Genomic DNA, 24,558 nt, shown 5'->3' with positions numbered 1-24,558 from the left:
CACGGCCGGACCATCCCATTAACAGAAATCGCAGACAGAGACGGTCCGGAACTTGACACGGACCAGACTCGCTCGCGTGTGCAACTACCTTGGGAATTTCCCGTTCAACCAATCCGCAACAATCGGATATTGCGAGTCCCCGCAACCATTGCCCCCTGCGACTCTGAAGGTCACAGGGGGTGCTTGTTTCGTGCCACCGTAACCAAATTCTCAAAAGATGGTCAGCGTTCGCCCGCCTTTGGCGGGCTTTCTCATGCGCTCCGAAGAGACCCTCGGGGTCGATGTGTTCCGCAGTGCCGCGATAAAGGCGACGGACGCAACCGACTAGGGTCCTGCCGCCAAACCTGCGAGCACCATCGCTGCCTTGAGTTCGTGGATGCTTGCTTTGCCGCCGCCGTCAGCCTGGAACGGCAGAGGTCCCGGATTCAGCGGCAGGCGAGTCACATTGGCCGGACCGCGCAGCGGCTCGAACGGCATCGCCTGGCTTGCGCCGAGCTGAATCTCGTTGAGCTGCCGAATGGCGTTGCGCATCTCGCGCAAGCCGACATTTAGCGGCACGACCAGCGGCCGTTGCTCCGACCAGATGCCAAGCGCCTGGGCTGCGTCCGGCAGCCCGGCGCCGGTCTGCCATGGATGTCCGATTGGCTGCGCAGTATCCTTGAGAATCTGGAATAGCCGCTCGACTCGTTGAAAGTCCTTGGCAGCGAAGCTTCCCTTGAAATCGCCGTGGTCGGCGAGGATCAAGGCTGCGAGAGCAGCGACGTGAGCCGCCGCGAGCGAGGTGCTGTCGCAGATCGCGTAGGTGTCCGGCGACTGACAGGCAATGACCGCGACGCCGGGCGCGCACAGGTCGAGTTCGGGCCCGCGACAGGAAAACGTCGGCACAAATCCGCCCGCGACCGCGGTGGCCACCACGGCCTGCGCCGCCTGTGGACTGTCTTCCGGATAGCTTCCCATCTGTCCGACCGCGCCTACCGCCAAGACGCACGGGGAGCAGGCCGGAAACAGCACCGCTCCGGCAGAATTGCCGGAGGCAGCGATGATGCTGACGCCTTGCTGTTTTGCCATCGCGATACGCTGCTCAACCAGAGCGGAGCCGCGCTCGCACCCGAAACCGAGGCACGCCACGTCGATGCCGTTCTGCAGGCAATAGTCAAGCGCCGCGATCAGGTCGCTGCAATGGGCATCGGGAGGAAGCTTGCAAACATGCAGCTCGCTATCCGGGGCGTAGCCGCGGATGCCGTGAGCTGTCTGGGGAGCGGCGTTGATGAGGCCCGCGCAAGGTGTGCCGTGGCCGATTGGGTCCTTCGACCAGGATTGTCCTTTCGCGCTCCTGATATCGATACCGTGATCGATCCTGGTCAATTGCTTGTGGCTGGTCGCAACGCCGCTGTCGATCAGGGCGATCCTGATTCCGGCGCCGCGGCACTGGTTCGGAATCCGATCGAACTGCATGGCTGCGCCGCCCCAATCCAACGCCTCCGGCAGCGACAAGGGTTTTAGGGTGAAGGTGTTCACCGCATCGGTCTCGAGATAAGGCCGATCCTGCCACAGGCCCCAAAAGCCTGAACGCGCATTGACGAATATGGCGGCGACCGTTTCCGGCAGCTCGCCCTGCAGCGTCAGATCGACTCTGCCGTCGCTATCCGTCAGTCCCTGAATTGACGCCTGCTCGCCAATGAGCCTCACCGCCGCCTGCTCCACGGGCGTGCCGGCTTCGCTCACGATCCGGATCGTCACCTTCAAATCCGGCCCGAGCGCAGTCATCATCGCGGCCGCCGGGAAAAACGATGACGCGCCAACGAATGATGCAGCTCGCAGGTGACCGTCCGGCTCGATGATCAAGGTGCCGGTTGCGGAGCGGCGCAGTGCGGCGGTGGCATCGTCCGACATGCGCACGACCGCAATCGCCGGCGCAATGGCGTCGCGCCTGTCATGTGTCCGCAGGATCTCGATGTTGCCGAACTGGTTGAGCCGCTCGGCTAGCGCTTGACCGCTGACGCCAGGTCCCGCCGATGCGATCATGTACTGATTGGTGCGGGCCGGTTTGCGTCGATCGCCGCCCGGGGCTGGGCGCGGATCGCGCGCGGATTTGCGCCGGTCCCTGCTCGAGGTGGAGCGCGGATTATCTCGACTTGCTGCCATGGCGTCGCCTCCCATTTTTCAGTGGAGTGAGGATTGAGTCTCGGTCGAATCCTGCCGCAGCAACGGAAGGCGGGGGTCGGCTGCGCGGATGGTTTCGATGGTGCGATAGGTCAGCCAGATCAGGTTGAAGGCCTGCGCATAATCCCGCGCGGCATACCTGTGCGCGGCTTGGGTAACGATCGGGACACAGTTTTCCAGGCCGGCATGCTGCGCAGCGTTGGCTTGGAGAAAGGCGGAAAGCGCGCGCAGCGATTCCGAAATCATGTCTCCGATCATGTTTTCAGCGGCCTGACGATCGAGTACCGGGTTCGGTATCGGCAGGCCGCCGGGCATGGTCTGGAACGGTTGCTCGAAAGCCTGCGACTGCAGGCGCATGAGAAGCGGCATCAAATTACCGAGCAGGCCTACGAGCTGCTGGATGTCTGACGGGCGGGGCGGTGATGCGGTAGTGGCAGAAGGATTCCAATCTGACATGGGTATTCTCCTCCGGAGGGAAGCGTGCGTGGCGGCAGTAAGCGCGACCGCCGCTTTCGGCGGCGGCCGCTGGTTGCCGTGTGGACCGGCTCTGACTTGCGGTCAGATCATCCGCTGCTGGCTATAGGCCTGAAGGTTAGCGATGACCTGAGGGATTATGCCGACCAGCTGGCGGGTGATGTCAGCGACGTCCTGTTGTGTTAGTTGCCGCTGCTGGCCAAAGGCTGAAGGAGCGCCGAACGCCGACTGGAATTGCGGCGCGCCGAACTGCGTACCCCAAGTCTGCGCAGGATGGCCAAGGCCGAATTGGCCGAGACCTCCGAATTGGCCCAAGCTGGGGCTGCCCTGCATGGCGGCATAGTGAGGTTGCTGCTGGCTCTGCAGCGTTCCCACCATCTGGGGAACGATGGGCAGGATCTGCCGCACGACTTCATTCACGTCCTGCGGGCTTAGCTGCCGTGGCCCTTGGCCGTAGGCCGCGTAGCCCATTCCTGCGATCGGAGTTTGTGCTTGCGCGAGGATTTGAGGCAGCGCCGGTATTAGTTGACGCACGACCTCGTTCACATCCTGTTGCGACAGCTGGCGCTGTTGGCCACCCCACTGCTGCTGACCCCAACCCATCGGTTGTCCGCCCCAGCCGGGATTATATCCAACTGCGCCAAAAGGCTGCTGACCGCCGTATTGCCCGTGTTGCTGGCCGTAGGCCGCTTGTCCGAATCCTCCTCCGTACGGTTGGCCGGCTTGCGATCCGAACGCTCCCCATTGTTGCGGACCGAACTGCCCAAACTGCGAACTGTGCCCGAGGTTCTGTTGCGGGGTGTCATAGTAGGTCATCGCTCGTTCTCCTTGCGATGGTTGGTGCCCTCAGCCCAAAACCCTACGAAGACGGTCCGCCTTCGAGGTCCTTCGGTGGCGACAGCGGTCCGTCACGCGATGTGACGGCGTTGCATTTTTTTCAAATTCAAATGCTCAACGCGAAATCGAAGCGATAAGCGATGCCTCCCCGTTTGAGGCGCGGGTTTGTGTTCCTCAAGGGCAACAAGCGAACGGCAAAACATTGGGCGGCAAAGAAAAGCCGTTGAGAGGTGCGGGAAGCGGGTTGTCGTTTCTTGCTGGCCACCCCCCAAAAGGCCAGCCACCTACGTCCGCTCAGACGCTCCTCCGATTCTTCAACGTTCGGAATTGGACCCAAGAGGAATTGGACCCAAGAAACGTGTCCAAGCCGAAATAGTTTCGCGAAGGCGCTGCGATATTTTCGTGGCAACTCGGTGCAAATTCCAAGTCGTGTTTGTCAGCACTCTTTGCCTAGTCAGCGCTCTTGCCGAGGTGCATCCGCCTTGCTTACGCGAATGCTAATAGGCGAGGTTGAGCAAAGTACCGACGCGCTCGGAGGTCGCGGGATGGCTGCGAAGCAAGCGCATCGGATCATGCCCGAATGCAGACACAGGCATTGGCGCAGAGCCGGTGTGATGGCGCTCCAGCTTGTCGAGTGCGGCGATGAGCGCCCGTGAGTCGCCGGTCAGTTCGAGCGCGGTTGCATCCGCATCCAGTTCGCGAACGCGGGACAGTGCAAGGCCAAGTAACTGACCGAGGGCAGGAGCTGCGCTCAGTAGGGTCGCCAATGGCCGGCCTAAGCTGCCGTGATGGTGTCGCGTTCGCAGCAGCGCGAGACCAGCGAGCGACGTCCAATCGATCGCGCGACGCAACGCCGTCGTCCAGCTCATCGTCCAGGCGTCATTGTTGCGGATATGCGCAACTTCGTGGGCCAATATCCCGGCGATTTCCTCGCGCGTCATGCCGCGCAGCAGGCCCTCGGTTAAGACAATGGCGCTGCGTTCCGGTCCGCCGAGTGCATAGGCATTCATATCGCCCGGTGCCGGCAGACAATAAAGATCCGGCACTCGAGCCAAGCCGGCTCGGCTGCAAACCTTCGTCAGAATGGCGAACAACTCCGGCACCTCGGCGTGGGACAGCAGCCGGGCGCCGAACCAGCGATGCATGCTCTCGCGCGAGATGACCGTTCCATTGGGGCAGGGCGCGGTTCCCTGTAACGCTCGCTGCACCCCCTCGGGCCCGCCGACGATCCAGCCGCATACCGCAAGCAGCGTCATCATTGCGACAATCGCCAACGCCGATGATTGATGGTTCGCGGTTTGATGGGCGAGCCGCCGGCGGCGCAGCACCTCCTGGTTCCGGGATTGCCACTCGAGCCGGCAGCGGAGGAAAACGCCCGCTTCTCCCGACGGCCAATGGATTTCCGGGATGACGACGGTGTCGTGCTGCGAAACGCGCAGCATTTGCATCGGCGGCGCACAGCGCACCAAAGCGAGTGAAACGCCTGGCGCGAGGCCGGCGACGACATCCCGCCCCGGCCGACTACCACGCAAAGCCATCCAGTTTAGGCCAGCGTCAAACACCCCTGTCCCTGCCCCCTGGTCCACGCCCAACGCGAAAGGTTACGGATCAACTTGCGCCTTGTCATGCCAAATCCATGCCATAGACACAGAATTGTTGCGGAATGAACACGAAGAGTTCCACTGCAGCGAAAGCCATCGGGAACGGCCTTTGATTGCCTAGAGCATGATCCGGAAAAGCCCTCGAGATTGTCGCCAGGTCGATCGAGAGCGAGACAGCAAACAAGAACATTCGTATCACGAGCATGATTCCGTAAGCCGGCTAGCGGGTGGCGGCGTTAGCCGTGTCGCGACGGCGTCCATAAACCGGCGAAAGCTGGTGCTGCCCGGCCGGGGGTAGGACTTCAGAACCGAATCTTAGCCAGGGCTGATGCTTGGCGCGCCATTTCGGGCCGGGGCCACGCATGTAGTGCAGCTCGGGCCGGTAGCTGTCGCGCACGTCCATGATCAGGTTGTGAACAACGCTGGCGAAGTCGGAGGCTGACTCAGCCGCCTTGCGAGCAAAACCTGACAATGCGGTTGCATCCATGATTCTCATCGGTGAATTCCTCCTGTTGTCTCGCCGCTCGACACATCGGCAATTACGGACCAAGCGTACTCACAAAGAGATGGACCAAACCATTGCACAGAGGTTGATCCGTAACGGTAGATTTGGCTGACAACCGCATACCTAGGTTTAGGATCTGCCCACCTGGGGCTTGCGACTGATGGGAACTTCCTCCGTCGAGCGACATCGGTCGATCAGCCGGGTGACGCTGTTGTTCTCCAAGTGCGCTCGCGAGGTCGCAAAGCCCCTGCCAAGCGACAACTCGAATCCTCCGCGAGCGGAAGACGCACGGCGCGTCTACGCCCGATGGCCTTTCCATTGTTGTCGATGCCATCGGACTGAGCATGGTAGACGCGCACTCTTTAAGAGATGATTGGAAGATTTGGCGAATACTCTTACGTTGAGTTAGTGAAAGGCTTCGATGATGGCAGCGATAACGTCCTACCTTCGCGAAGCTCACCGCACTCATTCCTAAAGCTTAATACTTTGACGGGTGCCTTTGCGATTATCTACCGCGGCGAGCCCAATTCTGCCGCATGGTCAAGCGTAGCCTCATCGAGAGACGGCAAACGAATTGTAGGGTTGAATAATAATGATTTAAGTTATTTGGATCTGACGAAGGATCAACGGCCCAGAGCTTTGCAGCAAAATCTCAAGGAGGCATATGTTGCCTCGATCTCTCCGGATGGAGAAAAAATAGCAGTCGGCTATAGAGGAGAGATCGCATTATTCGATGCAAACACGGAGAGGAGCTTTCGAAAAATTCGAGGAACCTTCCTGACGGCAACCACCGACGATGCCCCGGCGCTGGAGGGCTATCGCGGCCACGGCGTGTTCACCTATGCGCTGCTGGATGCGCTCGACCATGCCGACGTTAACAAGAACGGCCTGATCGAAGTCTCAGAGCTTGCCGACTACATCGACCAGAAGGTTCCCGACTTCTCCTTCGAGGCGTTCAAGTTGCGCCAGATTCCGCAGCGAAGCATCGTCGGCAATAACTTCGCGCTGACCAACAAAGCCGAGGTGCTGACCACCTCAACGGGCCCTGCTGCCGCGGGCAACGCCAGCCCAACGACCCAATCCCCCGCCACGGCCTTTCCAGCCAAACCGACACATGTCGTGATCGCACCGACGCCCGTAGATGTTTTCGAACGAGCGCATGGAGCCGGCGCATCCCTCCAAAAGCTTCCCGCCGGCACGCTGGTGACTGTCGTTAGGACCGCTGACGGATGGACCTTCATCGCTAAGGATGGCAAATCACTTGGCTATATCGCTCAGACCAACCTGGCACCGATGCAATAGTCTGGGGGTGCGGTTGTTGAGAAATTATATAGTAATTTCAATTACATAAGAGTTCGTAGTTTTATTCGGGATGGCGCGCCAGCAAACTCAGGCACTTAGGTAGCCATTCAGCCGCGTTCGTTGATTAAGACGCTGGTGAACAGCGGCGAGCGCTTGCGGAATTTACTGCCGACATTAACAGACCCGCCTCGGCGCGATGCCTCACCGTCGCCGGCGCATTCGCGAATAATTTCCTCGTCGCCTTTGGTATCCGGAAATATTCAAACCGCCGCTGACGTGCGCTGTCGTACGCGAGGGCCATCGGATGTTCGCATTGACGTTGCTCGTCGCACAATCAACTCTTGTTCCTGTCGAGCTTTGTGCGAATAGGAGGGCCACGTGAGATACTCTCGACGAGAGAAAACTGGCGGACAACTGTCACAAGTCAGTCTATCCACTCCAAATGCCGCAGAACCGAGCACGATGCCATTCGCACAGCGGCTCACCTGCACGATTGACGATGCATGCGAAGTGACCGGCTTGGTACGCACGAAGCTGTACAAGTTGATAGGAGCTGGGCATATCGTCACGACAACGATCGGACGTCGGCGACTAGTAGTGGTGCAATCACTTCTGGCGCTCCTTGACACCAACATGTCGAACTAACGCAGGTGCGACTTAAGGAAGCCACCCCCAGCCAGGCCGAACTCGGTCCATTCCGCCTGTCGCAACTCGCTAGGTCGCACAAAGACCAGCGGAGCCAACATCGGGAAAGGCAGCACGGTGCGGGGGGAACAGGATCATGCGGGCTCGGGAGCGGATAGCTCGGCGGCGACCGGCAGAGTTCATCGTCTCGGAGAGAAGTATACTGTAACCATCCGCTATGGGGACGAGAATCCCTCCCTCTCCGCCAAAAGCCCGCAGAAATCCAGGAAATTCAAATTGAATCGATGAACTAAGGCTTTTCGAAAACGGCCGGTGGTACACAGGGGTGGTCCACCATGGGTCTTCGAATGCTGTCGCCTTGGCAAAATCCCCGCAGCCGCTTCTACTGGTTCAGGCGGCGCGTCCCCGCGAAGCTCGCCAAGTTCGGTATTCGCGGCGAGATCAAGAAGTCGCTCAACACCACCGACTGGGACGAAGCCGTGCTCCTATGTCAGGAGGAGAATCTCAGGCTCGAGCGGGCGTGGCGCCAGAATCTGTACGGCACGCCGCCGTCCGATCTGTCGCATGAGCAGATCACGGCTCTTGCCGGCGAGTTCTACAACGAGATGGTGGCATCACACCGCGCCAATCCCGGTCCGCCGCGGGACTGGGAGGAGGCGCTCGTCAAGCATGCGAGCCGCAAGAGGCCGCTCGTCGGAGGTGGGCATTGGGGATTGCATCTTCTGAGCGCCTTCGGCACGGAGGTGCTCCCTTTCCTGCAGAGGCGAGAGCTCAATCTGGTCGGCGACCAGTTGATCGGTTTCGTTCGCGCCTACGTGGAAGCGAAGGAGCAGGCTGCCAAACAGCTCCTCAAGAACTCTCGTGGGGACTACCGACCCGATCCGGACGCCGACCGTTTTCCGAAGTTTGTGCCGAGCAACGCCAAGCAGTCTTTCGACACTCTTTGGCAGGAGTTCTGTGAGGCCAAGAGGATCGCTCACTCCACGAAGAAGAAGTGGGAGCCGTATTTCCGCACACTGATTCGCCGCACCGGAAGCAAGGATATGAGCAAGGTGACCGAAACGCATCTACTGGATTGGCGGGACGCTTTGATGGCGTCCAAGCTTTCGAAGGTCACGATTCGCGATGGGTATATCGCGGCCATGAAGGCCTTCTTCGGCTGGGCGAAGCGGATGAAGAAACTGACGACTGATCCTAGCGCGGAGGTGCACGTCGACGTCAGCGACAAGCACGAAACCAAGATGCGCGGCTTCTACGAGGACGAGGCCGACAGGATTCTCTCGGCCGCGCTCGGTCCTCCCAACGAGCTGATGAGCAAGGAAAACGCCGCGGCCCGGCGGTGGGTGCCGTGGATCTGCGCCTACACCGGCGCCCGGGTCAACGAGATCACCCAGCTCCGCGCGAAGGACGTAAAGGAGATCGAGGGCATCTGGTGCATCCACATCACTCCGGAGGCCGGGACGGTAAAGACGCTGAAGGAGCGCAATGTGCCGCTGCATCCGCACCTCCTCGAACAAGGATTCCCGGATTTCGCCCGCCGCAAACGCGGCAACGCGCCCCTGTTCTACTCGATCGAAAGGCAGCGGAATCCGAACAGGAAAAATCCGACGTATGCAAGCGTCGGCAACAAGCTTGCCGAGTGGGTGCGCGGTCTTGGCATCGACGATCCGCTGGTTAAGCCGAACCACGGCTGGCGCCACCGCTTCAAGACTGTCGGCCGGAAATCCAAAATGGATTGGTTGATCCTCGACGCCATCCAGGGCCACGCGCCGCGAACCGAAGGTGAAGAATACGGCGAAGTGCCGCCCGACGTCATGTATCCGGAAATCCTGAAGCACCCGCGGTACGAAGTGACAGCAGCCGAACAAGTCGATCGGAGGAGGACCAAGCGCCGTCCGGCTAGACTAGGCTTCGCAACGGCCACCGCGGTTTTTCGAAAAGCTGCGGGTTAGAAGTCTTTGATCCGCGAGGAGAAATTCGAGTCTGGCTGGGGAACTAGGATTCCAGCCAAGACTCGATCGCCGATCAAAAACCGTTGCCTTGCAGCGCTTTCCTGTCCAGCCACGGCGGTCGTGTCGGCGCACTGTGGACCATTACTGTGGACCATTCAAGCCGCCGCGGGATAGTGGGCACACCAACGCCGCCCTGGGCGGCTAGGGCCTGGACTGGCCACGAGACTCCGTCTTGCCGAAGCTGGTAGATGACCGGCAGGCGGTCCTGACGGCTGCGGTCGGTCGTGCCCCCGGGAGTGGTGTAGCCGGGCGGTAGCGGAGCGGCTAGCGAGCGCGCCCCCCATAGCGCGGAGCGAGCGAGCGGCGGTCATCGGCGATTTCCTGGCGCGGTGTCGTGCCCTATGGTCGATCACACGGAAGGCTGCCTGCTCCGGGCACGCGAATTAAGCCAGGCATAAACCTCGGCATTACCCGGAAGCGTCTGATCGAGACCGTCGGTGATGGAGTCCGGTTCACCCCCAACTCCGGACATGGCGCCGCGCCGCAACAATTGACGCGATGTGCCGATATTGTTGCAAAAGTCTTTTTGGGGTGGCGAAGGAAAATTTCTACAGCCGCTGATGCGCTTTACGCGCGGCGACGTGAGGGGACCGTATCGTTTCATTCAAAATCGATCACGGACCTCCGTAGTGGCGTTGAAAAGCGACGCAGCAGCAGAGAAGTCCGAAGATCGACTTCCGCGAGATTTTTAGGGTTTTTCGATTTTCGATTTTTGCAACAATATCTGCCAATAGGCGACATCCAACAAAGGCGGCTCGCTACTTCTTCGGGTTGCCGATAAGGCGTTTGCAGCCGGCCCGATTACTCAGCTCGTTCGTAGGTGGAAAGAAAGTCCACCTCGCCCCCGGTCGAACTCTTGATAGTCGTCGCCATCGATAGTTTCTGTCCGTCAATCTTGAATTTGTAAGTGACATTTTGCCCCACAAAGCCGGCATTTGTGGCCTCATCGACATGAAACAGAACGTTGTCGGGTTGGTTTAGGTCGGCCCGAGACCACTTGATCCATGCAGTGAATATCTGCTGGCCGGCTAAAATTTCGAGAGCAATCTGGCGCCGCTTTCATAAAAGCCGAATAAGACAGCGATGCGTAGATGCGGGCGCCATCGGCGAGATTGAGATTGTCAACCACACTATCCAAGCGTCAGCGTTGCTTACTTGCTTCGAACTCCGGGACTGCTACCACGGTTCCGTGCGACGACATAAAGAATTGAAAATGACCTTCGAACTGATCGACGCACCGCGATTGAGCAGCTTGAACAGGTGTGCCGATGTTGTTTCGGATAACTCTGTGTGTTCCGGTAATCATCATCGTTGTGTTAGGTGCGGGCTCGAATGATGCGTCGGCCATTCGCTGCAGTCGCAACAGTTCAACCTGCCGAGAACAACCGATAGCTCAGGCCAGCAATTATGACGCCAGGCATCACAGGCGTCGTCCGGTTGCTCGCTTCCACCTGAGAACCACCGACTGCTCCGGGTTCGATCACGGCCCGGTCTATGGTCCCGAGCCCTGCAATTTTCCCTATAATTGCGAAATGTTCGACGGCGCCTGCGGTGACAGTCGGGCTTGGGCAAACACCATCGGCAAACATTAGAACGCTTCATATTGTTGTCCGCTCTGTCCTCGCTGACGGACATGCCGGTGCACCAAGGCCACGTCCGAAAAGTGCCAACAGGCGACATCACACGTTTGGCCTAAAATGAAAGAGGCCGCCAACTTAGGGCGGCCCCGCTTGATTGATGTTTCGTCACTCACAGTCTTGAACAGCGAGCTCTCCTTTTTACTGCAAGAATATTGCAAATCAACGTATCTAGGAACAATGCAAAGAATGGAGAAGCCCCATACGCGCCTAGTGGTTTTATCGAGTATGAATTGATCGCCTCTGTAGTATTATTTTATGGAACTCTGGGAATTCCCTGTCGGCGCCACTACTCGCCATTTTTGTGATGCGACAGATAGGCTTCAGTGCTAAGTTGATTTTTTAGGTGTCTATTTAGGCCACCCGGGCGGTCCCGGGCGAACAGTGCTCACAGTCCGGCTCGAGGCTGTGCGATGCCCAAGATCCTGCTGGTCGAAGACAACGAGATGAACCGCGACATGCTTTCGCGGCGCCTCGTGCGCGGCGGCTACGAGGTCATCATTGCTGAGGACGGAGCGCGCGGCGTTGCAATGGCGACGAGCGACAGGCCCGATCTCATTTTGATGGACATGAGCCTGCCGGTGATCGACGGTTGGGAGGCGACGCGCCAGATCAAGGCCACGCCCGAGCTGCACAAGATCCCCATCATCGCGCTCACGGCACACGCCATGGCGACCGACCGGGACAAGGCCCTCGCGGTCGGCTGTGACGACTACGACACAAAACCGATCGAACTGCAGAGGCTGCTGGGCAAGATCGAGACGCTGCTCACGGCTGCGGGACAGTAGACCCTACAAGTTCCGGACAGATGACGAGAGGAAACAACTCATGAAAACGGCTCAGTACAAATGGTCCCAAAGTGACGGGTGGCGGCCGAATTTGCCAACTGGCGAAGTCGGACGTCAGAGTGTCGTGTTCGTTTTCGGTGCTAGATCATTGATGCAGGCAGGTAACCTCGTGGGCGAGTTGCGCGACCACTTCAAAGAGGCCGCGATGCTTGGTTGCTCGACTTCCGGCGAGATTCTCGGCGACGTGGTCGTCGACGACTCGGTGACTGCCACCCTCGTCGACTTCGAACATACGCGACTGCGGTTCGCCTCCGCTACGATTGGTGAGGCGAAGGCAAGCTACGACGTCGGCAAGGAGCTCGCGCAGCAATTGAACGACGCCTCATTGCGCCACGTGTTCGTGCTTTCGGACGGCTTACACGTCAATGGCTCCGACCTGGCGCGCGGTCTCGCGGGCGGCGTCTCGGAAGGCGTGTCGATCACTGGCGGCCTTTCTGGAGACGGAACGAACTTCGCCGAGACTTGGGTCGTTGCCGACGGTGGCGCGGGCCCCCAGCGTGTGGCGGCGGTCGGTCTTTATGGCAACGACTTGCGCATTGGCTACGGATCGATGGGTGGCTGGCAGCCCTTCGGGCCGCTGCGCACCATCACCCGGGCCGAGGGCAACATCCTCTATGAGCTCGATGGGCGGTCAGCGCTCGATCTCTATAAATCGTACCTGGGCCCACACGCCGACCAGTTGCCAAGCTCTGCCTTGCTTTTTCCAATCCTAGTCACCGAGGCAAAGGGCGGCCAGGGTGTCGTCCGGACCGTCCTGTCTGTGGACGAGCAGAACAAGTCAATGACGTTCGCGGGCGACATCCCACAGGGCGGAACGGCGCAGTTGATGAAGACCAATGTTGACGATCTGGTCGACGGCGCGACCGCCGCCGCCAAGGCCAGCCTCAGCGGGCTGGGCGACAGGCGACCGGATCTTGCAATTCTGGTGAGCTGTGTCGGTCGTAAGCTTGTGATGAAGCAGCGCACCGAAGAAGAAATAGAGGCGATCCGAAATGTCTTCGGGACGGATGCGAAGATTTCCGGGTTCTACTCGTACGGCGAGCTTAGCCCCTTCATGCACGGTGGCGAGTGCCGCCTGCATAATCAAACCATGACCATAACAACTTTCGCCGAGGACTGAACGTCACAGGGCACAGATGCACCGGCTGCTACGACGCCAGCTCAAAAAGCACCTCGGTGTCGAGGGCGAAGTACCGGCTGCCTTGCAGTCTTTCGTGGCAGCCGTCGATGCCGCATACACCGATTTCGACAGCGATCGGGCGATGGTCGAGCGCTCGCAGGAGCTGAGCTCGAAGGAGCTGTCGGAGGCACGCGACAAGGCTACGCAGGCCCAGACTCGGCTGAGCGACGCGATCGAAAGCATCTCGGAGGGTTTCTCGCTCTACGATGCCGATGACAAGCTGGTGATATACAACCGGCGGTACCGGGACATGCACGGTATCGGCAGCATCGATGTCGTGAAACAGGGCGTATCGTTCGAAGCGATCCTCCGAAATGCTGTCGCGAGCGGCGAGATCGGCGACGCGGAGGGGAACGTCGAGGCCTGGGTCGGGGAACGTCTGGCCCTGCATCGCGATCCCAAGGGCACGCATGTCCAACGCCGCTCCGACGGACGCTGGATTCAGATCAACGAGCGCAAAACCGACGACGGCGGCACGGTCGCGACCTACACCGACATCACCGACGTGAAGCAGGCGGAACAGGCGATCCAGGAGAGTGAGCAGCGGCTGCGTGTCATTGCCGAGGCCGCGCCGATGGCGGTGGCGATCGTCACCTTCGATGACGGGATCATCCGGTATGCCAATCAACGCTTCAGCGAAATGTTCGAGCTCGAAGGGTCGTCCGCCCTGGGCCTGCAAGCGAAAACCGTCTACGCAGACCCGCAGCATCGCGATCGCTTCATCGGCGCGCTCACCGAGCACGGCCATGTGGAGGGCATGGAGATGCTGCTCAAGCGGGCTGGAGGAGAGGAGTTCTGGGCGCTCATAGCGTCGCAGCGCGTCCAGTTCGAAGGGCGCCCAGCGATGATCAACGGCCTTGCCGACATCAGCGACCGCAAGCGCATGGAAGGCGAACTGCACAAGGCGATCTGGGCGAGCGAGCAGGCGACCCGCGCGAAGTCGGACTTCGTCGCCAGCATGAGCCATGAGCTGCGCACGCCCCTGAACGCGATCATCGGTTACAGCGAGATCCTGTTCGAGGACGCCCAGAGCGCCGGGCGCGAATCGGAAACGGCGGACCTGCGCAAGATCCAGGATGCCGGCAAGCATCTGCTCGGCCTGATCGACAACATCCTCGATCTTTCCAAGATCGAGGCCGGCAAGATGACGCTCTATCTCGAGACCTTCGAGCTGCGGCCCATGATCGACAGCGTCGCGGCGACCATCACCCCGCTGGCCAAAAAGAATGGCAACGCGCTCGTGGTGAACTGCGCCGACGAGGTCGGCACGATCCACAGCGATCTGACCAAGGTGCGGCAGACCCTGTTCAACCTTCTGAGCAATGCCTGCAAGTTCACACGGAACGGGACGATCACGCTGACCGCGCACCGCGACACGAAAGAGGGCGTCGACTGGATCGAGTTCCAGGTGCGCGATACCGGTATCGGCATGACGCCAGATCAGAAGGCCAAGGTGTTTGAGGCCTTCACTCAGGCCGATAACTCGACGACCCGCACCTATGGCGGCACCGGCCTCGGTCTCGCCATCACCAAGAGCTTCTGCCGGCTGATGGGCGGCGATGTGACGCTGACCAGCGAAGCCGGCAAGGGAACGACCTTCATGGTTCGTCTGCCGGCGGTGACACGCGCTGCATCGGAGACTGCGGTCTCGGAGGCGGAGCAGCGTACCGAGGGTCCGCAGGTCACGGAGCCCGAGCATGCACCGACCGTTCTCGTGGTCGACGATGATCCCAACGCGCGGGAGCTGCTGCGCCGACACCTGCAGCGCGGCGGTTACGCCGTTCGCTTGGCTGCCAATGGCGAGGAGGCGATGCAGCTCGCCCGTACGCTGCAGCCCGATGTCGTCACGCTCGATGCTCTGATGCCGCACATGGATGGCTGGGCCGTGCTCAGCGCCATGAAGGAAGATGCAGTCCTCGCCGAAATTCCCGTGATCATGGTCACGATCGTAGATAACCAGAGCATTGGCTTCTCGCTCGGCGCCGCCGATTACCTGGTCAAGCCGATTGATCGCGACAGACTGGTCCGTGCGGTGGACAAGTGCTGCCCAAGGGGCGCGCCACGGCAGGTGCTGATAGTCGAGGATGACGCTCCGACCAGTGAGCTGATGGGGCGCGCCTTGCGGCAGATCGATTGCACGGTCACTCTAGCTGAGAATGGTCGGGTTGGTCTCGAGCGCTTGAGCGAGGCTTTACCCGACGCAATTCTGCTCGATCTGATGATGCCCGAGATGGACGGGTTCGAGTTCATCGCGCAGGTTCGCGCCGAATCCCGCTGGCGGCGCATCCCGATCATCGTCGTCACCGCCAAGATACTGACCGCCGAGGATCGCGCGCGACTCAACGGCCAGGTACAGCATTTGGTGCACAAGGGCGAATACAGCGGCAAGGCCGTGCTGGCGGCGCTCGACGAGCTGGTACCCCGGCACGCCCAGCGCGCGAGTCCGGATCGGCCATGAGCATCATTGATACCCACAGCGCGCGCGCCTGGCGCATTCGGCTTGCCCACCTTCGCCAGGAACTGCTGTCGCCGGTCAACGCCTTGCTCGGCTATGCAGAGATCCTGCACGAAGACGCGTCCCGGAACGGGCGCCCGGACATCCTCCCTGATATGAACCGCATCCTCGGCGCAGCCCGGGATCTCGCCGGCAAGGTCGACAGGCTGGTGGACGGCGATCGCGCCAGGAGCCCGCCCGGCGCAGCGGCCGCCACGCAAGAGCAGGAGCTGCGTCACGAGCTGCGCACGCCGCTCAACGCGATCAAGGGCTACGGCGAGATGCTGCGCGAGGACGTAGCCAATTTCTCAGGCGACTCGCTGCGGGCAGATTTCGATCGCCTGCTGGCGGCGGTCACCGACCTGTTGCTGCGTCTCGATCGCATCGTGCGATTCTCGGTCGATGTCGAGGAGACGAGCTTGGCCTCCGATCAGACCGGCGCGGTCATGGTGAGCGACTTGATGCGCAGCCTCGGGCCGGTCCGGCCGTATGCTGTCACCGAAACCGGCTCCATTCTCGTCGTAGATGATATCGAGGCCAACCGCGATCTCCTGTCGCGCCGGCTGACCCGCGATGGGCATCGCGTCGCCTCGGTGGCCGGCGGCCAGCAGGCGCTGCAGGCGCTCGCCGACGATGAGTTCGACCTCGTCCTGCTCGATTTGATAATGCCCGATATCAACGGGCTCGACGTGCTGGTGCGTATGAAGGCGGATGAGCGGCTGCGCCGCATTCCGGTGATCATGATCACGGCCTTGGCGGAGATCGAGAGCGCCGTCCGCTGCATCGAGGCCGGGGCCGAGGATTATCTGCCAAAACCGTTCGATCCGGTCCTGCTGCGCGCGCGGATCAATGCTTGCCTGCACAAGAAGCGCTGGCGCGACCGCGAGCAGAAGTACCTTCGCCGCATCGAGGACGAGACCGCCAAGTTCGAGCGGCTGCTGTTGACCATCCTGCCAAGACAGGTGATTGGCCGCCTGAACCACGGCGAAGCCATGATCGCCGACCGCTTCGAGGGCGTGAGCGTTCTGTTCGCCGATCTGGTGAGCTTCACCGAGCACTCGGCACGGGTCACACCTGCAGCGATGGTCGAGTATTTGAACCGGCTATTCTCGGAATTCGACGCGCTTGCCCGCGAACTCGGTGTCGAGAAGATCAAGACCATCGGCGATGCCTACATGGCCGTCGCCGGCTTGCCCGATCCAAATCCCGATGGGTTCGCAGCGATCGCGAAAATGGCGCTCGGCATGATCGATCGGCTGGGCCGCGTCAACGGCCATTTCGGCTGGCCCTTGCAAATCCGGATCGGCATACATTCCGGTCCCGTGGTTGCCGGCATCATCGGCATGCACCGCTTCATCTACGACGTGTGGGGCGATACTGTAAATGTCGCCAGCCGGCTCGAGGCCTATTCTCTGCCCAATCGAATCCACGTGTCCCAGGATACCGCCCGCCACCTCGTCGGTCCCTTCGCGCTGGAGCCGCGCGGCAGCATTGACGTGAAGGGCAAAGGCAAACTGGAGACGTTTTTCTTGAGCCGGATCTAGCTGCGCGCACCGGCGGAGTGCATCTGACGCCGCTCGGGCGCGAAGGGCGATCGAAGCTTGTGCTGACCGACAACGCTCCGCACCGCTTTCCGTTACGAAAATTTAAGTGTCCCGCCCCCACGCCAACGACTGCCCCGTCGTGCCCGCGTGGTGGCTCAATTGGAAGGGCCATTTGAAGCTTTTTTGCCCCATCGGACAGGCGGGCGACTTCCGAGTTGGGTCAAAAGGCGAAATACTCGCTGCGAGCATTTGTTTTCCGCTCTACCCCCGAAAGCGGACTCAAGTCGGACATCGCTGGTCCGTTTTGTGCCATGAACGGAAGTCCCACTTTTACTTGTCGCCTCGTGGGGGATGCCGGTTGGGACGTCATTCGGGAGCCCAGCTTTCCGCAATCCCTCCTCGTATCGCGCCAGGTCTTCAGCACGTCGATAAGGGCCAAGAACGTGTTTGAGATTCGAAACACGCAGCGTGGGATTTAGCCGTCAACTGACAGTTTTGAGCATGATTGGCCCCAATCGAGCATACTCAATCATATTAGGAAAGGTTTGTCGGAGTTTGGCGAACTTTACTGGCTTCACCATCCCGCTGTCCCTGTCGGAAACCTAATTCGGCTGGCAAGTGAGGCCGAATCGCGCAATGTTTCTGGCTTATGAGAGAAGCTTGCAGCCTGGTCTGGTCGGTGCTGGTCCTATTGTTCCAGTCGCGGGCCTCGTTGGGAGCTGAGAATCGGTACAGAACTTCATAAATAACCCGTTCTACGCCCGGTGTACCAGCTGCGGTTGAAGAGAACCAACTCCTGCGCCGCAGGAAGATGTGTCGCGTAGCGCTGAAAGTACCAGGAGGTGCTGTCCCGGTCGGACGGCTTGCCGAGCGCCACAACGCGGGTTTCTCGCGGGCTGAGGTGCTCGACGATCCGCTTGATCGTCCCGTCCTTTCCAGCCGCATCACGACCTTCGAATATGACCAGCACCTTGTGGCCGTGCTTGATGACGTGTTTTTGAACCTTGACAAGCTCGATCTGTAGATCGCGCAGGGTCGACTCGTATCGGTTGTGGCCGCCTTGCCCGCGGCGCGTCTTCATGGTTTTCGCCATTTTTTAGATCTTTTCCAAAGGGGGCCCATTACTGTTCATTCGTTGACATATGACCGAGTGATCTCCCGGAATATTTGCCTGCGTTAAAGCTGGCACAGCGATTGTAGTGCTCGTCCGTCACGCGAGAATGCGGAATGACATCAGCTCGTCGACATCATCCTGTTGAATATCGGTTATCCACAAAATCGGCAGCGCTGGCGCTAGTGTCGGCGCCGCCGGGGCACAACGATCAAAGACAAGCTGGAAATTGGCCAGAAGGCTGACGGCAACGGGAAGTCGAGCTGCCCTGTCCGCTCACAATGGCGTCGCCCGGTCCTGCGCGACGCCGCTCGCATGGACAGCTAGGCAGCGGGAGTTTTGGTTTTTCCCGACCGCGCGACCTTTGCCCTTTTTAGTAGGTTTCGTCGCTACCGTGTCAGCTGCGGCAGCGGTGCTGGCCAAGCTTTCGACTGATGTCGTGAGAATTTCGTGTTGAGCATTCAGCCAATAGATGTCCGCCTTGCCCTCGGGTTGACCATCGGCGATCCAGAGGTGGTAGGCACGTTCGCGAATTGCCTCTTCCAGATTTGGCATGGGATTCTCCTTGCTAATGATGTGCCCAGCCCCGGCAAAGTCTTGCTTCCGCAAGGTTAATGAAATCTTAAGCGGCGGGACGTGCACCGAGAGCGAAAGAGGGCGAGGGCGGCCGGAGCGGGTTGCCAGCATGTGTGACGGAGTCGAGAGAGACCAGGGCTGCTGATTTCCCAGGCGACGGTTCGCAATTGGCCGCTGGAGCGTCGGGCTGGAATGGTCTGCCGAATATTGCCGAGCCTCGGCCGAAGAGTTGGAGCAGGGCGGTTCATCGCCTCGTTCACGAGATGAACTTGGACGCGGTAGCCGTCGAACTTGATTTCGTGAATGCAAGCGCTTGCCTGACGGGACCTTCTCGATCGAGGGTCGCCAACGTCGGCCCGATGAATCCCGGGTAGGGCGCCTTGACCGCGACGCTGAACCGGAGCACGCCGAGGACGGCGCCGACGACGAGCCGTCGCTGGGGTCGCACGAATTGCGCCCGGCCGGTGCGGTCAGCTACCTACAGTCGGCCAGTTTCGGCGAAATCGACGTCGAGGCCGACCCTGCCGAGTCCGGCATCGCCGACCTTGACGGCCTTCTTGAGCAGGTCGGTACGCAGGACTGGCAGCAAGGGGCGATGGCATAAAGGAGTGCAACTGGCATCGGCGCCACGCGCTCCAGGTGGCGTGCATGCTTCCCGAAGAACCGGCCGACGCCTTGCTTGTTCTTCGGATGGCAACTGAGCTTGTGACAGGCTTCCTCGCCGAACCGAAACCGACGCAAAAACCGGCGCCGGTTGTCGCTCTGATCGGCGGCAGCGAGCGCGCCTGATCAGGCGCTACGCGCGCTGAAGGGGCCCGCCGGTTTCACCGCCGGCGGGCTTTTTCAATTTCGCCAATGAGTGGGCAGAGTGTGTGCAGGCGGGTTTTTGCCACGAATCGTCCTTACGCCCGATTTCGACCATGCCTCGCGCGGACCAAAGGGGAATGGTCAGACCCGGCGCGCGTCGTCCACTACTCACCGCGCGCCGGGCCGCTCCTAGTGACCAGTATGCGCAGGCGGGATCAGGCCGGCGGGTTTTTCTTGCGGTTTCCTGGGTGACCGACCTCGGTTGTCACCGTGTTAAAAAAGGGGAGTGCGGACGTGGCGATAGGTACTGTGAAGTGGTTCAACGCGACCAAAGGATACGGATTTATCCAACCCGACAAAGGCGGCAAAGATGTATTCGTGCACATCTCGGCCGTCGAAAAAGCCGGCCTGAGCAGCCTCAATGAGGGTGCCGAGGTGAGCTATGAAGAGATGGAGAACCGGGGCAAAACGTCCGCGGAGAATCTAAGAGTCGGCTAAGAACGCTGATCTGCATCCAGCCCGCCGGTTCACTTCGGCGGGCTGGCGTCTCTTGCGACCCGCCTTAGTAGATGCGGCGGCGATGCCGCCGATAACCCGCGGGCTCATCTGCGCCCGCGAAATATGGATTGATGACGCACTGTGCTGCGCGGCCCGATGCCGACGCGTTGCACTGAGTCAGCGACGCGTAGCGGCATTCGTAATAGTTGGCCCCGCGGCTGTAGACATGCAGGCAAACCGGGTAAGCCGGATCATACGTCTGGGCCACCGCCGGCTCTATTGATGCCGTCCCGATCGCCAAAATCGCCAAGGCTAGAATGCGGGCTTCGACCTCGCCAGCCGGACCGGTGAAAATCGCGAGGAATCCATGAATGTCCAAACGGTCGCTCGAGCTAAGCCATTGATTCATTGGTGGGCCCGGCAGGACTCGAACCTGCAACCAGACCGTTATGAGCGACGGGATATCGATCAGCTTCGTTGATTTTGCTGATCGCGTTTGTTGGGCTTCGTTCAGGTCGTTTCTGGTGCGTGCGGTTCATCTGGAGACCGATTACCCGAGGTTTTGTGTTTAAGAATTCCGCTTCCGGATCAACGCGGACAATCCTTGGTTCATCGAGGTCCGCCTTGGGCCCAAAAGCAGACATCAAGTGCGGATGATGCGCGTGCACTTTGAATGCGAAGCCGGCGTTCGCTTTGGAGGTACTTCCAATGCGACGCACAACCCCGCTGGCCGGTATCGAGGACGTCAGTCTCAAACGCGTACGGCAAGCCCCGTCGGCTAAGCGGGCCGCGAAGGCAGCGAAGTCATCGCTTCCAGTTGCGCTGTTCGCGTTGCTAACGCAGCGAGCAAGCTCTTGTGCAGGCGATCCTCGGGTTCGAAATTTTGCGCGAGCCTTCGGACGGTCTCGACAAATCGCAAGCGATATGTCGCTGCCCTGTCGACGTCTCCGTACTTCGCGAAGATCTCGGCGGCCGTGCGGTAAACCCGCCAAGAAGCGATCGGGAAGTCGGCATTGTCGACGATCTCCAGCGCGCGGGACAGGTGCAACTGAGCCTCCGCTGAATCACCCAAGCCAAGCGCCGTACGCGCGAGTAGTCCGTGGGCCTGGGCCAGGTGATTGAGATCTGGAGCCGACGCCACATAGTCGTGGAGCTGGCGTGCACAGCTCTGAGCCTGCGTAAAGTCGTCAACCTGCAAGTAATATTCGCCGAGGCAATGATACACCTGCGTCGCGGCGGTAAATTCGATGTCGATGCCTTCTTCATGCCTGCGGCGCTCAATATCGTCAAATTGCCTGCGAGCTCCCGACGGATCGTTCAGGCCGACATAGGCCTTCGCAAGGACGGCTCGCTTGTGGAAATACGTCGACTGATCGCCGACCAGCAGACTATCGTCGACGCTTTCGCAGAGCTCCCGGGCTCCATCAAAATCCATCGCTTCGACGTGCAACCACGCAAGCGTCAGCCGGCACAATGCGCTGCTGGGGCCGTTCGCGTTCCTGACGGCCAGTTCGAGGCCGGCCGCGATTTCACGTCGCAATTCGCGCCATTCGCCCAGATGAATGAGCGCGATTGATTCAAGAACGTTGAACAGAACAAAAGTGTAAACGTCGCCAGCCAAACGCGCCAATCGCTTTCCTTCCGTGCCGGCGCGGCGGCACTCCTGGTACCGCGACCTCCAGCAATCAACGATACCGGATATTCCATTGCGTCTGATCAAGATGCCATAGTTCGTGGCACTCGCACTCAGCTCGATCGCCCTGTCGCAGAGCGTGGCGTCCTGTTTGCGCCAGCCGTTGAGGAACAGGTTGACGCTCGCGCTGCTGCCCTGGACCAGAGCCTTGAATGTGTCGTCCGCAAGCGCCTGGCTTCGCGACAGTACGTCTTCAGCGGCCTCAAGGCAGGCGTGGCGATCCACGCGCAAGCAGAGACTGCTCACAGCCGTGAGGCCGTTGAGCTGTTGCTTGATCTCGCCCGCCTGTTCGGCGCAGGCAATCATGTCTCGCAGATCACGGATGGAGCCGACGAGGTCGCCGCACGAGCGAAGAGCCCAGCTTCGCTGCCGCAGAAGAGCGACGCGGGCTGAGAATTCGTCGGCAGCTTCGAAACGATCAAGTATGCCAAGCGCGCGGGTGAGATAGCTTGCGGCCTCCGCATGGCCGAGGCGTTTCGTCGAGCTCTCTGCCGCTTCCCGGAGGTAGCGCAACGCGCTCGGAAATTCGCGACCCTGCTCAAAGTGAAGTGCGAGCGCGGGCGCTATTTCAGGGGTGCGGCCGGCATGGGCCTCCTCCAGCCTCTTGCCCAAGCGCTTGTGCGTTTGTGCGCGGTGCCCCGGCGGCAGATTCTGGTAAATGATATTCTGATAGAGAATGTGACGGAAAGCGTAGGAGCCCGAATATGTTCCATCGGGCCACTCGGAAACCCCCGAACGAACGAGGATATGATCCTTCCGGATCAGCGCTTCGATGTCCCTTTCAACGTCGATCGCATCATCGGACAGGCCGGCTGCAACGAGAGCCGCAGAAAAATCTTCGCCGGCAACGCTGGCGACATCGAGCAGACGCCGTTCGTTGTCGGTGAGGCGGTCGAGCTCATGGCCGATCATGTTCAAGAGGCTGTCTGGAATGCGATCTTGGGCAAATGCCGCCTGCGAAGACAGGCGCCATCGGCCGTCCATTTCGACGATCGACCCCTGGTCGATGAGGTGTTTGAGCAGCGAGGCAACGAACAGAGGGTGCCCCAGCGTCGGCTCGAATACCGGCTTTGACAGGCTCGAGGCCAATTCCGCGTCGTCGAAGCGCAATGCGAGATAGCGCTCGACCTCCGAGTGCGACAATCGATCGAGGCGCAATTCGCTGCAAAATCCATGAATCTCGAGATCACGATGCAGGCGACGGATCGGATGCCCGTCCGCGGCGCTGTCGGCTGGACGATAGGAGCAAAGGGCCAGCACGCGCGCCTTGCCGTTCCCGCGCGCGAAGCGAGACACCACGTCAAGCGTTGCGAAGTCGCTCCAATGCAGATCTTCGAGAACGAGGACCCACGGGCGGCCGGCGCTGAGCGCTTCCAGAAGATCGCAAAATTCCCGCAGCATCCGCTCGCGCGTCGCACCGAACACTTCATCCTGGAAAGCCGCGCGTTCCGATGCGTCGATGGCACCTGGCAATTGCAATATCCAGGTGGGCGCGTGCGCGCGAACGGCCGAAATCAGTTCCGGGCCGTTCGCCCGATAACGGTTCACCAGCGCATCGATGAGTGGCAGGAAGACCTCGTCCGTTCCAAACCGTTCGGTGCAGCGCCCATAGAGTAGGTCGAAGCCCTGTTCCGTCAATCGCTCGATCGCCTTGGCGATGAAGGCCGTCTTGCCGATCCCGGCTTCTCCCGTGACAAAGGCCATTTGCCGTTGACCGGACAATGCTTGCCGCGTCATCCGGTCGATCGTCTCGAAGGGGGCTGTCCGGCCGACCACCAGGCTGGATATCTCGACCTTCGGAGGTGCGACCGCGCTCTCGACCTCCTTGGCTGCTTCGCGCACCGTGCCGATAAAGCGCACGCCTTTGCGCGGCAAGGTCTTGATTAGTCGCTGCGCCTCGCCGGAATCGCCTATTCCCGTGCGGGCTGCGTTGATGCGGGTAGTGAGCGCTGACTCCGAGACGATGCGACCGCCCCAAATTGCACCGATCAGATCGTCCTTGGTCACCACCCGGGCTCGGTGGCGGATCAGATACTCGAGGAGGTCGAAAACCTGAGGCTGCAACGGAATCGGAGATCCGCCACGGCGCAATTCCCGCTGGTCGGTGTCGAGAACGAAATCGTCAAATAAATACAGCAAAACAATGCCTTCGCAGGAGCGGCGAGGTGGATATTCAACCGGCACGCGGGCCCGAAATCAAGGACACCCTTCAAAAATCAAGGAAACGATAAGGACAAGTTAAGCTCGCGTTAAAGCGTGGCCCGGCGTCCCATTCGATACTTCCAGCCGCATCCAGTCACTCACATAAGGTGTTCGTGTCATGCGCATGGAAGAAAAGGCATGGCGTCTCACTCGCGTGTTCTATGGGTTGTTGTTTCACAAGATGTTTCAGTCGATCGCGGCATCCTTCGTACCATTGTTTGACAGCAGAGCTTCAACCAGGAGTGATGCGTCATTTTCAGCGAATTCGTTTGTCGCCTCCGAGAGTTCTTCTCGAAAGGAAGGCTCGTTTGGGCGCCTCCTTCAAGCGCTGCACTATTCGCGACGGCTGCAGGCAGAGCGCACCCTTCGACAGTATTGTCACCTGATCGACAATAGGTGGCACCAGTTTGACTCTCGGTCAGATGTTGG

17 protein-coding genes and 1 pseudogene are annotated in these 24,558 nt (G+C 60.2%); 9 read left to right on the top strand and 9 right to left on the bottom strand.

Features of this window, described 5'->3' with window-relative positions:
• Positions 1-324: 324 nt before the first annotated feature.
• From V1289_RS06245 to V1289_RS06225, 5 genes are all read right to left on the bottom strand, one after another.
• Positions 325-2,145, bottom strand: coding sequence for a S8 family serine peptidase (locus V1289_RS06245; RefSeq protein WP_334396122.1), 1,821 nt, complete (start codon positions 2,143-2,145; stop codon positions 325-327).
• 18 nt (positions 2,146-2,163) lie between these two features.
• Positions 2,164-2,619 carry a hypothetical protein gene (locus V1289_RS06240; RefSeq protein WP_334396121.1) on the bottom strand — a complete coding sequence of 152 codons (456 nt, stop codon included), beginning with the start codon at positions 2,617-2,619 and terminating at the stop codon, positions 2,164-2,166.
• A gap of 102 nt (positions 2,620-2,721) precedes the next feature.
• On the bottom strand, positions 2,722-3,453 hold the full coding sequence (locus V1289_RS06235) for a hypothetical protein (protein WP_334396120.1): 732 nt from the start codon (positions 3,451-3,453) through the stop codon (positions 2,722-2,724).
• 518 nt (positions 3,454-3,971) lie between these two features.
• Entirely contained in the window at positions 3,972-4,922 is a 951-nt protein-coding gene (locus V1289_RS06230) for a M48 family metalloprotease (RefSeq protein WP_334396119.1), read from the bottom strand.
• 373 nt (positions 4,923-5,295) lie between these two features.
• Positions 5,296-5,571 (bottom strand): hypothetical protein, encoded by a 276-nt coding sequence (locus V1289_RS06225; RefSeq protein WP_334396118.1) that lies wholly within the window; start codon positions 5,569-5,571, stop codon positions 5,296-5,298.
• A gap of 591 nt (positions 5,572-6,162) precedes the next feature.
• Here V1289_RS06225 and V1289_RS06220 point away from each other — a divergent pair.
• From V1289_RS06220 to V1289_RS06195, 7 genes are all read left to right on the top strand, one after another.
• Positions 6,163-6,882 (top strand): hypothetical protein, encoded by a 720-nt coding sequence (locus tag V1289_RS06220; protein ID WP_334396117.1) that lies wholly within the window; start codon positions 6,163-6,165, stop codon positions 6,880-6,882.
• Between the two features lie 462 nt (positions 6,883-7,344).
• Complete coding sequence (locus V1289_RS49525; protein ID WP_442895959.1) at positions 7,345-7,527, top strand: helix-turn-helix domain-containing protein; 183 nt, start codon at positions 7,345-7,347, stop codon at positions 7,525-7,527.
• A 335-nt stretch (positions 7,528-7,862) separates the two neighbouring features.
• On the top strand, positions 7,863-9,479 hold the full coding sequence (locus V1289_RS06215) for a site-specific integrase (RefSeq protein ID WP_334396116.1): 1,617 nt from the start codon (positions 7,863-7,865) through the stop codon (positions 9,477-9,479).
• A 2,110-nt stretch (positions 9,480-11,589) separates the two neighbouring features.
• Positions 11,590-11,964, top strand: coding sequence for a response regulator (locus tag V1289_RS06210; protein WP_334396115.1), 375 nt, complete (start codon positions 11,590-11,592; stop codon positions 11,962-11,964).
• A 40-nt stretch (positions 11,965-12,004) separates the two neighbouring features.
• Positions 12,005-13,144 (top strand): FIST signal transduction protein, encoded by a 1,140-nt coding sequence (locus V1289_RS06205; RefSeq protein WP_334396114.1) that lies wholly within the window; start codon positions 12,005-12,007, stop codon positions 13,142-13,144.
• A gap of 142 nt (positions 13,145-13,286) precedes the next feature.
• Complete coding sequence (locus tag V1289_RS06200; protein ID WP_334396113.1) at positions 13,287-15,662, top strand: response regulator; 2,376 nt, start codon at positions 13,287-13,289, stop codon at positions 15,660-15,662.
• Positions 15,659-17,242: an adenylate/guanylate cyclase domain-containing protein gene (locus V1289_RS06195; RefSeq protein WP_334396112.1), complete on the top strand. Its 1,584-nt coding sequence runs from the start codon at positions 15,659-15,661 to the stop codon at positions 17,240-17,242. The genes V1289_RS06200 and V1289_RS06195 overlap by 4 nt, the downstream gene beginning before the upstream one ends.
• Before the next feature lie 766 nt (positions 17,243-18,008).
• Here V1289_RS06195 and V1289_RS06190 read toward each other — a convergent pair.
• Both V1289_RS06190 and V1289_RS06185 read right to left on the bottom strand, forming a co-directional pair.
• Positions 18,009-18,335: pseudogene (locus V1289_RS06190) on the bottom strand (polyphosphate kinase 2); the annotation flags it as partial.
• A 294-nt stretch (positions 18,336-18,629) separates the two neighbouring features.
• Positions 18,630-18,908, bottom strand: a complete 279-nt coding sequence (locus tag V1289_RS06185) for a DUF2934 domain-containing protein (RefSeq protein ID WP_334396111.1) — start codon at positions 18,906-18,908, stop codon at positions 18,630-18,632.
• A gap of 334 nt (positions 18,909-19,242) precedes the next feature.
• Here V1289_RS06185 and V1289_RS06180 point away from each other — a divergent pair, with 334 nt between their 5' ends.
• Positions 19,243-19,533 carry a hypothetical protein gene (locus V1289_RS06180; RefSeq protein WP_334396110.1) on the top strand — a complete coding sequence of 97 codons (291 nt, stop codon included), beginning with the start codon at positions 19,243-19,245 and terminating at the stop codon, positions 19,531-19,533.
• Between the two features lie 497 nt (positions 19,534-20,030).
• Positions 20,031-20,234, top strand: a complete 204-nt coding sequence (locus V1289_RS06175; protein WP_334396109.1) for a cold-shock protein — start codon at positions 20,031-20,033, stop codon at positions 20,232-20,234.
• A gap of 64 nt (positions 20,235-20,298) precedes the next feature.
• Here V1289_RS06175 and V1289_RS06170 read toward each other — a convergent pair whose 3' ends face one another.
• Both V1289_RS06170 and V1289_RS06165 read right to left on the bottom strand, forming a co-directional pair.
• A complete protein-coding gene (locus tag V1289_RS06170) occupies positions 20,299-20,613 on the bottom strand; it encodes a DUF3551 domain-containing protein (RefSeq protein ID WP_442895958.1) in 315 nt (104 codons plus the stop codon).
• Positions 20,614-21,012: 399 nt separating this feature from the next.
• Positions 21,013-24,066 carry an AAA family ATPase gene (locus tag V1289_RS06165; RefSeq protein ID WP_334396108.1) on the bottom strand — a complete coding sequence of 1,018 codons (3,054 nt, stop codon included), beginning with the start codon at positions 24,064-24,066 and terminating at the stop codon, positions 21,013-21,015.
• Positions 24,067-24,558: the final 492 nt, after the last annotated feature.

This window comes from Bradyrhizobium sp. AZCC 2289, from assembly GCF_036924615.1.
Lineage (GTDB): Bacteria > Pseudomonadota > Alphaproteobacteria > Rhizobiales > Xanthobacteraceae > Bradyrhizobium.
Note: the sequence above shows the minus strand (reverse complement) of the source record. Positions and strands in the feature narration are given on the sequence as shown.

Bases quoted from the DNA above. Each gene is read 5' to 3' on its own strand.
- V1289_RS06240 (WP_334396121.1), bottom strand. From the start codon at position 2,619: ATGTCAGATTGGAATCCTTCTGCCACTACCGCATCACCGCCCCGCCCG.
- V1289_RS06195 (WP_334396112.1), top strand. From the start codon at position 15,659: ATGAGCATCATTGATACCCACAGCGCGCGCGCCTGGCGCATTCGGCTT.
- V1289_RS06235 (WP_334396120.1), bottom strand. From the start codon at position 3,453: ATGACCTACTATGACACCCCGCAACAGAACCTCGGGCACAGTTCGCAG.
- V1289_RS06245 (WP_334396122.1), bottom strand. From the start codon at position 2,145: ATGGCAGCAAGTCGAGATAATCCGCGCTCCACCTCGAGCAGGGACCGG.
- V1289_RS06200 (WP_334396113.1), top strand. From the start codon at position 13,287: ATGGTCGAGCGCTCGCAGGAGCTGAGCTCGAAGGAGCTGTCGGAGGCA.
- V1289_RS06230 (WP_334396119.1), bottom strand. From the start codon at position 4,922: ATGCAAATGCTGCGCGTTTCGCAGCACGACACCGTCGTCATCCCGGAA.
- V1289_RS06185 (WP_334396111.1), bottom strand. From the start codon at position 18,908: ATGCCAAATCTGGAAGAGGCAATTCGCGAACGTGCCTACCACCTCTGG.
- V1289_RS06225 (WP_334396118.1), bottom strand. From the start codon at position 5,571: ATGAGAATCATGGATGCAACCGCATTGTCAGGTTTTGCTCGCAAGGCG.
- V1289_RS06205 (WP_334396114.1), top strand. From the start codon at position 12,005: ATGAAAACGGCTCAGTACAAATGGTCCCAAAGTGACGGGTGGCGGCCG.
- V1289_RS06210 (WP_334396115.1), top strand. From the start codon at position 11,590: ATGCCCAAGATCCTGCTGGTCGAAGACAACGAGATGAACCGCGACATG.
- V1289_RS49525 (WP_442895959.1), top strand. From the start codon at position 7,345: ATGCCATTCGCACAGCGGCTCACCTGCACGATTGACGATGCATGCGAA.
- V1289_RS06215 (WP_334396116.1), top strand. From the start codon at position 7,863: ATGGGTCTTCGAATGCTGTCGCCTTGGCAAAATCCCCGCAGCCGCTTC.